Source organism: Micromonospora maritima (assembly GCF_902825405.1).
GTDB classification, from domain to species: Bacteria; Actinomycetota; Actinomycetes; order Mycobacteriales; family Micromonosporaceae; genus Micromonospora; species Micromonospora maritima.
On sequence record NZ_CADEAU010000239.1, the window covers coordinates 1 to 8,206 of the forward strand.

Sequence of the window (8,206 nt, forward strand, 5' to 3'; positions counted from 1 at the left end):
GCAGCGTGTCACCGGGACGGAACGGCACGGTGACCGTCCGGGCCCGGCCGCCGAGGCCCAGCGGCGGGCCGGGCGGCACCTCGACGAACTCCGCCGCGGCGTCGGGGCCGCCACGCCGGACCAGCGGCGCGGGATGACCGGCGCTGGCCAGCGTGAGCAGCTCACGGTCGACGTCGACCACGCCGAACACCACGGTCACGAACAGCTCGTGCGTGCCGCCCTCGGTGCCGAGACTGCCGACCAGCCGGTCCAGGCCGCCGAGCACCGCGTCCGGGCGGGAGTCGGACAGCGCGAGCGCGCGCAGCGCGGCCCGTACCTGACCCATCCGGGCGGCGGCCTGCACGTCGTGACCGGCCACGTCACCGAGGACCACGCCCAGCGCGCCGGAGGGCAGCAGGAACGCGTCGTAGAAGTCGCCACCGGCGGCGTTGCCGTCGACGCCCGGGTCGTAGCGGGCGGCGATCCGCAGCCGGGGCAGGTCGGGCAGTCGCTCCGGCAGCATGCTGCGCTGCAACAGCTGGGCGGTGCCGTGCTGGGTCTCGAAGCGGCGGGCCCGTTCGGCGGCCTGACCGATCAGCTCGGCCGACGCGGCCAGCAGCGCCCGCTCCGCCGGGGACCAGGGCCGCGGCGCCTGATAGCCCACCGTGAGCGCGCCCCGGATCGCCGAGGAGCGCAGCGGCAACGCGGCCAGCGCCCGGATCTTCTCGTCGTGCCGGTCCGCCGCGACGTCGCGCAGCGGCTGCCCGTCGGTGATGAACGAGGGCACTCCGCTGCGCGCGGCGACGGCGGCGGGCAGCGGCGAGTCGGTGGGCATCCGGCGCCACAGCGGAGGCAGCCGTTCGTCGGCCTCGTCGAGCAGTTCGCCCCGGACGCGGCGGACCAGGCGCCACGCGGCGCCCTCGTCCACGGCGAAGGAGACCCGGTCGGCGTCGAAGGAGTGCAGGCAGTAACGCAGCGTCACCCGGGCCACGTCGTCCAGGGTGAGGGTGCCGGAGAGCGCCGCGGCGAAGTCGCTCAGGCTCTGCAACTGCTGGGTGAGCTGGGTGGTCTGGGCGGACACGGTCAGCACGCCGACGATCCGGCCGGTGGAGTCCCGGACCGGGGAGTGACCCCGGGTGAACACAGCCGGCTCGGCCGGACTCTTGCCCTCCCGCTCGGCCGGCAGCACCGCCTCCCGTTCCAGGAACGGCTCGCCCTGCCGGTAGACCCGCTCCAGCGCCTCGCCGGCGCCGGCCTCCCGCCACACCTCGGCGAACACCTCCGCCGCCGGCCGACCGAGGGCGTCCGGATGGCGGTCGCCGATCAGCTCCGCGTACCCGTCGTTGTAGTGCAGGACGAGGTCGTCGCCGAGCAGCAGCGCCATCGGCACCGGCGAGTCCAGCACCACGTCCATCACGGCGCGGACCGCGGGGTCCCAGTTCTCCGGGGCGCCCAGCGGCGTGCCGGCCCACGGGTGGGCGGTCGCGGTGGTCGGCCCGGTGGCGACCGGACCGGCGGGCGCTCCCGGAGTGGGGACGGAGGGCGTGGGAACCCGACCGACGGTGCCTGGCATGACCGCAGCCTAACCGGAGCGTGGCGGTCCGGTTCCGATCATGTGTCCCGAGCCGGCTCCGGTCGTCGGGCGGGTGGACGTCAGTGCAGGTCAGGGCCGGTTCGGTGGGGCATGTCGGGAAATTGGGCGGGTCCGGCTCGGCGTGCTGCCGAGGTCATCGGGTATGCGGGCGGCGCAGTTCACGCGACAGGAGGGACATCATGCCGAAAACCCTCGCGGTCGGGCAGGTCGACATCAGTGCGGCCTGGACCGACTTCTGGAGGTCGGTGCTGCTCTTCGTACCGAGGGCCATCGCGTTCATCGCGATTCTCGTGGTGGGTTGGCTCATCGCCCGAGCCGTCCTCAAAATCGTGGACGCGGCACTGGAACGGGTCGGGTTCGACCGCGCCGTGGAACGCGGCGGGATCAAACGCGCCCTCGAACGTACCAAGTACGACGCCAGCGACATCCTGGCCAGACTGGCCTACTACGCGGTTCTGCTGTTCACCCTGCAGTTCGCCTTCGGGGTGTGGGGGCCCAACGCGATCAGCGACCTGATCCGCGGGGTGGTCTCCTGGCTGCCGCGGGCCTTCGTGGCCATCGTCATCGTGGTGATCGCCGCGGCCATCGCCAACGCCGTCCGGGACCTGGTCTCCGGTGCGCTCGGCGGGCTCTCGTACGGCCGGGTGCTGGCCGACATCACCGCGATCTTCATCCTGGCGCTCGGCGTCATCGCCGCGCTCAACCAGGTGGGCATCGCGACCACGGTGACCACGCCGGTGCTCGTGGCCTTCCTCGCCACCGTGGCGGGCATCCTGATCGTGGGTGTCGGCGGTGGTCTGATCAAGCCGATGCAGGACCGCTGGGACGGGTGGCTGCACCGCGCCGCCGAGGAGTCCCGGGCGTTCCGGGAGCAGCGGCAGGCGCAGCAGGCCGGCCGCAGCGACTACGAGCGGCAGATGGCCGACCGGGGTGGGCAGCCGACCCCGACCGGGCAGCAGTCGATGTCGGGAGCGGGCACGTACCGCTCCGGCCAGTCCGGCGACCAGACGCAGCAGTTCCGCCGGCCGAACGGCTGACGGAGGCGGGTGACCGGGGTGTTCGCGGGGCGATCGCGGACACCCCGTCGCCGTGCGCTCAGGCCAGGTGCCGCGGGTCCAGCCCGCGGGCCAGCAGGCAGACCGCGAGCAGGCGGGTGAGCAGCCAGTCCGGCGCGGACCAGTCGACCGGGCCCTCCGGGGGCGTCCAGCCGTGCTCCGTCGCCGCGTCGCGCAGCCCCTCGGCGTAGCCGGCCAGCGCCGCCACGCTCAGCGGTCGGCGGTCGCCGTGCAGGCTGTCGCGTACGCCGGCGGCGTGCTGGTCGACCTCGGCCAGCAGACCGGGGTTCGCGAAGGCCGCGGCGAGCCCGGCGGTGCCGACGGCGGCGGTCAGCGTGGTGAGGGTCGACCGTGCGGCCACCGCCGCGGAGGCGGTCGCGACCCGGTTGTTCGGCACGCGCATGGTGACCGAGGCTAGCCCCGGGCGTTGCGGGGTGACCTCGGCCGACCGGCCGATGCCCGGATCGGCCGGGTGACCGGCGGCGTCGTCCGGCGGGATTGAGCCGCCCGTCCCGGGGCAGAAGGTAACCGCGCAGACGGCGCAGCGAGCCCGTGGAGGAACACGATGGGACAGCAGCACGACGGTCCGGACCGCGCGCACCGCCGCCCGGACGGGGTGAGTGACGCCACGGTCGAGGCGCTGGGCAAGCTCGGTGAGGCCCTGGAGTGCGTCGAGCGGGCCCGGGGCCACCTCTACGAGCTGCACCAGCTGATCGGCCACGCGGACCTGATGCTCGACGACGCGGTGGAGCTGTTCCGCTCCGCCGGCCATCCGGCGCTCGCCGAGCGGATCGACCGCGACCTGCTCGGTCGCAACGTCATCGCCGGGCGGTGGACGTTCCAGATCGTCGAGGACTTCGACGACGGCTACTACGCGCTCTTCCGGGAGATGGACCGGCAGGCCCGGGACGACCTGGTCGGTGGCCGGCGGCACCTCTACGAGGCGGAGATGAAGGAGCGCCGCCGTACCCGGGGCCGGCCCGGGCACGAGGCGCGTCCGGCGTAGCGGAGGGTCAGTCCGACGAGCGGGCCTGGGCCGGACGGCGGCGCGCGCCGTCGTCGGCGATGATCACGGTTGCGACCATCAGCGCGACCACCAGGCTGAAGAGCCAGGAGCTGTCGTCGGCGAACTTGGCGGCGACCGGCGCCTGGACGGCGGCGAGCAGAAAGCCCAACCAGGCGAGGCGGCGCTGACGGGTGGAGAGGAAAGCGGAGCCCTGATCCATCCCGAAAGTCTTGCGCGCAGCCGGGGGAGTGCCGTCAGCCGTTCGGCCGATTCTGGATGGGCTGTCCGTTTTCCGGACCGCCCGTACCTCACTTTTTGTCGTTTCGGCCGAGCATAGGGTGACCGGCTCCGGGTACCGTCCGGCCCCCGGAGCCGGCGCCTCAGATGGTGTCCGGGCCGGTCCGGCCGGTGGTCGACGGCCGGTACGCCCGGTCCGCGTCGGTCATCTCCCGCCGCTCGGCCTCGGGGCCGGCGCCCCGGTCGACCGCCTCGGGGCCGTGACCGAACGCGGCCTCCTCGCCGGCGTCGTTGCCGGTGGCGTCGTCGGCCTGGCCGTCCAGCGTCGACCGGGCGATCGCCTGGTCCAGCTCGTGCAGGGGAGTGCGGTCCTCGTCGCGCCACACGTGGCGGTCGTTGTCGGTCATTCCCCTGCGGTACCCGGGCGGGATGATCGCAAACGGCCGCCGGACAGCGCGATGGCCGCCGGGTGTCCGGCGGCCATCGAAGCTTCGGTACGGGGGGATGCGGAGACTCACGGAGTCGGGCGGTCGACCTCACCGCGCCAGGCGCCCGTCTCCTGACCGCGTCGCTCGATGAACGTCTTGAACCGCTCCAGGTCGCCCTTGGCCCGGCGGTCGACCACGCCCAGCTTGTCGCCGGCCTGCTCGACCACGCCGTGCGGCTCGAACTCCATCTGCAGCGTGACCCGGGTGTGCCCCTCGTCGAGGCGGTGGAAGGTCACCACGCCGGCCTGCTGGGTGCCCCCGGTGGAGCGCCAGGCCACCCGCTCGTCCGGCAGTTGCTCGGTGATCTCGGCGTCGAACTCACGCTTGACACCCGCGATCTCCACGGTCCAGTGCGTCATCGTGTCGGAGAGCTGGCGAACCTCCTGCACGCCCTCCATGAAGTGCGGGAACTCCTCGAACTGGGTCCACTGGTCGTACGCGGTCCGGATCGGGACGTCCACGTCCACGTGTTCCATAACGCCGCTCATGTCGGGGTTCCTCCTGTTCCGCCGGTGACGTGGTGCGGACCGTGGGCCGATCCGCTCACCAGCGCGTCGTCTCGTTCTTGTGCCCGAGTGCGGCCCACACCTCGGAAACCGTCTGGTAACGCGTGCCCTCCGGCAGGCTCTCCAACGCCGCGACGACGTCCGCGGGCGCCTCGTTCTCCCGCGCGTTGGCCGCCAGCGTGTCGCGGTCGCCGGGCAGCGCCGCCATGCCGATGAACCGGCCGAGGCGGCTGCGCGCCTCCACGTCCTCGGAGCTCATCCCCTGCGGAGCGCCGGTACGCAGCTCTCCGGCCGGGGCCGTGGTGGCCTCGGGCTGGTCCTCGCCGGCCGGCTCGGGGACGCGGAACTCGTCGACCCGCGAGCCCCCGGTGCCCGGCCCCTGGACGAGACCGCTGACCTCGCTGCTCATCTGATCGTCGACCCTGGGCGAGTGCTTGCTGCTGCCACGTTCCATGCCCACAGACATGCCCCGGGGGATCGCCGGTAAACCGGCGCCGGCCGGGGGAGCCGGTCACCCGGGGCGGAACCGGACGGCCGCTCCTCAGTCGGCCGGCGCACGCGGCGGCAGCACCGGCTCGGCCGGCTCCTCCACCCCGGCCTGCATCGCCCGACCCCGCTGCAACTCGGCGTTGACCTGCACGCCGAGCATCAACGCGCAGTTCGACAGGTAGAGCCAGACCAGGAACGCGATCACCGCGCCGAGGCTGCCGTAGGTGACGTCGTACGAGCCGAAGTTGGCCACGTAGAGACCGAAGCCGAAGGAGGACGCGACCCAGACCAGCAGCGCCAGTGCGCCACCGGGGGTGAGCCAGCGGAAGCGCGGCTGCCGCACGTTCGGCGCGATCCAGAACAGCAGGGACAGCAACGTCATCGCGACCAGGGCCAGCAGCGGCCACTTCGCCACCGACCAGGAGGTCCGGGCCAGGGCGCCGGCGTGCAGCAGGTCGCCCACCGCGTCGGTGACCGGGCCGCTGACGATCAGCCCGGTGGCCACCACCGCGAGCAGCAGCAGCGTGATCGCGGCCATGCCGATCTGCAGCGGGCGCAGGCGGTAGAACGGCCGCCCCTCCTCGACCCCGTAGATCGCGTTGGAGGCCCGGGTGAACGCGCCGATGAAGCCGGAGGCGGACCAGAGCGCGCCGAGCAGGCCGAAGCTCAGCAGCACCTTCGCCGAACCCTGCTGCTCGACCACGTTGCGCACCACGCCGACGAACGCGTCGTTGCCGACCACCGAGCCGGCCCCGATCTCCCGCGCCAGGTCGATCACGGTGTCCACCGTGCGCGGTCCGTCGGAGACCAGGCCGACGAGCGCGACCACCACGACCGTGGAGGGGAAGAGCGCCAGCACCCCGTAGTAGGTGAGCGCGGCCGCCCAGTCGGCGCAGTTGTCCTTGACGAAGCCCTGGCCGCTACGCAGCAGCACACCCCGCCAGGTGCGCCAGTTCAGCTGGCGGATCCGGCGCGGGAAGCGGGACCGGGCCGGGTCACCGACCGCGGGTGGTGTCGTCGCCGTCATGACCGCCTCCTCCACGCGCCGGCCGCACCACCGGGCGTGGCCCGGCGGTACCCCACCGCGGAAATCGACAAACCGCGCGCCGGTTTGTCCCGTGGGCGGGCGGGAACGACAAGGGACACCCGATCGAGACGGAGGTGGACCAGATGCCCGGGCGCGAGGTGATGCCCAGCACGCTGAAGCGGTCCCCGGCCAAGGCGCAGCGGACCTGGGAGAAGACGCACGACTCGGCGGTCGAGACGTACGGCGAGGGGGAGCGGGCCCACCGCGCCGCCTTCGCCGCGGTCAAGCACGAGTTCGAGAAGGTGGGCGACCACTGGGAGCCGAAGGGCCGCAAGGGGCCGAGCGACAAGCAGGCCGCCGGCGGCGGACCGGCCCGGCGCGCGCCCACCGCCGGCGGCGTGGACGCCAACGCCACCAAGGACCACCTCATGGAGGTGGCGAAGAAGCTGGACGTGCGCGGCCGGTCGCGGATGACCAAGCCGGAGCTGGTGAAGGCGATCGAGAAGGCCAACGACACCGCGACCCGCAAGGCGCGCGGCGGTCGCTGATCGGCCACCGTACGACCGTGAGCCCGGGACCGCGCAGGTCCCGGGCTCGTCGGTGCCGGCTCACCAGTGGCCGCCGCCGGGCGCCTCCAGGTGCACCACCTTCACGGTGCTGAACTCGTCGAGCAGCTCCGGGCCGTACCCGAAGCCCTGGCCGCTGCCCCGACGCGGCTGGGCCGCGCCGCCGGGGGCGCCGCCGAACACCGCGTTGACCTTGACGGTCCCGACCGGCAGTTCCCGCCAGGCCCGCTGGGCGTGGCTCATCGAGCCGGTCAGCACCGTGGCGGCCAGCCCGTACGGGGAGTCGGCCGCGCAGCGCAGCCCTTCGCTGAACGAGTCGACCACCACCACCGGGGCGACCGGACCGAACGTCTCCTCGCGGACCAGCGCCATCTCGTGGCGGCAGCCCTCCACCACGGTGGCCGGGTAGAACGCGCCCGGCCCGTCCGGGAGCGTGCCGCCGGTGCGTACCCGGGCGCCGTCGGTCACCGCGGCGGTGACCTGCCCGTGCACGTGGTCCCGGTGCCGCCGGTCGACGAGCGGGCCGAGCTGCGTGTCCGGGTCGCGGCCGGGCCCGGTGGCGAGCGCCTCGGCGCGGGCCACCAGCGCGTCGACGAAGTCCTCGGCGACGTCGCGGTGCACGTAGATCCGCTCCACCGCGACGCAGATCTGGCCGGCGTTGGCGAAGCAGCCCAGCGCCGCCTGCTCGGCCGCCCAGACCGGGTCGACGTCCGCGTCCACCACCAGCGGGTCGCTGCCGCCGTTCTCCAGCAGCACCTTCGCCCCGGTGCGCGCGCCGGCCGCGGCGATCGCCCGACCGGTCGCGGTCGATCCCACGTGGGCCACCACGTCCAGCTTCTGGCCGGCCAGCGCGGCGCCCACCTCCGCGCCGCCGGTGAGCAGCGACAGCACGCCCGCCGGCAGCGCCGAGTCCAACGCCCGGGCCAGCAGCCAGCCGGTGGCCGGGGTGCGTTCGCTCGGCTTGTACAGGACCACGTTGCCGGTCACCAGGGCCGCGCCGAGCAGGCCGCAGGAGACCGCCACCGGGTCGTTCCAGGGGGTGATCGCGGCGACCACGCCGCGCGGCTCGGGGGTCATGAAGTCCAACGCCGGGTGGCTGCCGTGCAGCGTCCGTCCGCCCCGCACCGGTGCCAGCTCGGCGTACTGCCGCAGCGTGCCGATGCCCGCCGCCACGCCGCCGCGCGCGTCGTCCAGGGGCTTGCCCATCTCCGCGGTGGTCGCCTCGGCGAGGTCCGCCGCGGCGGCCTCGACCGCGTCCG

11 protein-coding genes are annotated in these 8,206 nt (G+C 73.9%); 3 read left to right on the forward strand and 8 right to left on the reverse strand.

Going from position 1 to position 8,206, the window contains the following annotated elements:
• On the reverse strand, nucleotides 1-1,552 hold a 1,552-nt coding region (locus tag HUW36_RS19995; protein ID WP_174529571.1), incomplete at its 3' end, for a SpoIIE family protein phosphatase.
• A 200-nt stretch (nucleotides 1,553-1,752) separates the two neighbouring features.
• Here HUW36_RS19995 and HUW36_RS20000 point away from each other — a divergent pair.
• Nucleotides 1,753-2,610: a mechanosensitive ion channel family protein gene (locus HUW36_RS20000; RefSeq protein WP_174529572.1), complete on the forward strand. Its 858-nt coding sequence runs from the start codon at nucleotides 1,753-1,755 to the stop codon at nucleotides 2,608-2,610.
• Nucleotides 2,611-2,668: 58 nt separating this feature from the next.
• Here the strand turns inward: HUW36_RS20000 and HUW36_RS20005 are convergent, their stop codons facing one another.
• The gene (locus tag HUW36_RS20005; RefSeq protein WP_174529573.1) at nucleotides 2,669-3,031 is read right to left on the reverse strand and encodes a DUF6401 family natural product biosynthesis protein; all 363 of its coding nucleotides are present in this window, start codon (nucleotides 3,029-3,031) and stop codon (nucleotides 2,669-2,671) included.
• A gap of 162 nt (nucleotides 3,032-3,193) precedes the next feature.
• Between HUW36_RS20005 and HUW36_RS20010 the strand changes: the two genes are divergently transcribed.
• Entirely contained in the window at nucleotides 3,194-3,634 is a 441-nt protein-coding gene (locus HUW36_RS20010) for a hypothetical protein (protein ID WP_174529574.1), read from the forward strand.
• Between the two features lie 7 nt (nucleotides 3,635-3,641).
• Here HUW36_RS20010 and HUW36_RS20015 read toward each other — a convergent pair whose 3' ends face one another.
• From HUW36_RS20015 to HUW36_RS20035, 5 genes are all read right to left on the reverse strand, one after another.
• Complete coding sequence (locus HUW36_RS20015; RefSeq protein ID WP_174529575.1) at nucleotides 3,642-3,854, reverse strand: hypothetical protein; 213 nt, start codon at nucleotides 3,852-3,854, stop codon at nucleotides 3,642-3,644.
• A gap of 160 nt (nucleotides 3,855-4,014) precedes the next feature.
• Nucleotides 4,015-4,278, reverse strand: coding sequence for a hypothetical protein (locus HUW36_RS20020; protein WP_174529576.1), 264 nt, complete (start codon nucleotides 4,276-4,278; stop codon nucleotides 4,015-4,017).
• 107 nt (nucleotides 4,279-4,385) lie between these two features.
• Nucleotides 4,386-4,847 carry an SRPBCC family protein gene (locus HUW36_RS20025; protein WP_174529577.1) on the reverse strand — a complete coding sequence of 154 codons (462 nt, stop codon included), beginning with the start codon at nucleotides 4,845-4,847 and terminating at the stop codon, nucleotides 4,386-4,388.
• 55 nt (nucleotides 4,848-4,902) lie between these two features.
• On the reverse strand, nucleotides 4,903-5,319 hold the full coding sequence (locus tag HUW36_RS20030) for a DUF2795 domain-containing protein (RefSeq protein ID WP_174529581.1): 417 nt from the start codon (nucleotides 5,317-5,319) through the stop codon (nucleotides 4,903-4,905).
• An 87-nt stretch (nucleotides 5,320-5,406) separates the two neighbouring features.
• Complete coding sequence (locus HUW36_RS20035; protein WP_174529578.1) at nucleotides 5,407-6,381, reverse strand: YihY/virulence factor BrkB family protein; 975 nt, start codon at nucleotides 6,379-6,381, stop codon at nucleotides 5,407-5,409.
• A gap of 143 nt (nucleotides 6,382-6,524) precedes the next feature.
• Here HUW36_RS20035 and HUW36_RS20040 point away from each other — a divergent pair, with 143 nt between their 5' ends.
• A complete protein-coding gene (locus HUW36_RS20040) occupies nucleotides 6,525-6,929 on the forward strand; it encodes a ChaB family protein (protein ID WP_174529579.1) in 405 nt (134 codons plus the stop codon).
• A gap of 60 nt (nucleotides 6,930-6,989) precedes the next feature.
• Here the strand turns inward: HUW36_RS20040 and HUW36_RS20045 are convergent.
• Nucleotides 6,990-8,206, reverse strand: a 1,217-nt coding sequence (locus HUW36_RS20045) for an aldehyde dehydrogenase family protein (RefSeq protein WP_174529580.1), incomplete at its 5' end; no start/stop codon positions are given.

Coding starts and splice junctions, on each gene's coding strand:
- HUW36_RS20030 (WP_174529581.1), bottom strand. CDS start 5,319: ATGGAACGTGGCAGCAGCAAGCACTCGCCCAGGGTCGACGATCAGATG.
- HUW36_RS20000 (WP_174529572.1), top strand. CDS start 1,753: ATGCCGAAAACCCTCGCGGTCGGGCAGGTCGACATCAGTGCGGCCTGG.
- HUW36_RS20010 (WP_174529574.1), top strand. CDS start 3,194: ATGGGACAGCAGCACGACGGTCCGGACCGCGCGCACCGCCGCCCGGAC.
- HUW36_RS20035 (WP_174529578.1), bottom strand. CDS start 6,381: ATGACGGCGACGACACCACCCGCGGTCGGTGACCCGGCCCGGTCCCGC.
- HUW36_RS20020 (WP_174529576.1), bottom strand. CDS start 4,278: ATGACCGACAACGACCGCCACGTGTGGCGCGACGAGGACCGCACTCCC.
- HUW36_RS20040 (WP_174529579.1), top strand. CDS start 6,525: ATGCCCGGGCGCGAGGTGATGCCCAGCACGCTGAAGCGGTCCCCGGCC.
- HUW36_RS20015 (WP_174529575.1), bottom strand. CDS start 3,854: ATGGATCAGGGCTCCGCTTTCCTCTCCACCCGTCAGCGCCGCCTCGCC.
- HUW36_RS20025 (WP_174529577.1), bottom strand. CDS start 4,847: ATGAGCGGCGTTATGGAACACGTGGACGTGGACGTCCCGATCCGGACC.
- HUW36_RS20005 (WP_174529573.1), bottom strand. CDS start 3,031: ATGCGCGTGCCGAACAACCGGGTCGCGACCGCCTCCGCGGCGGTGGCC.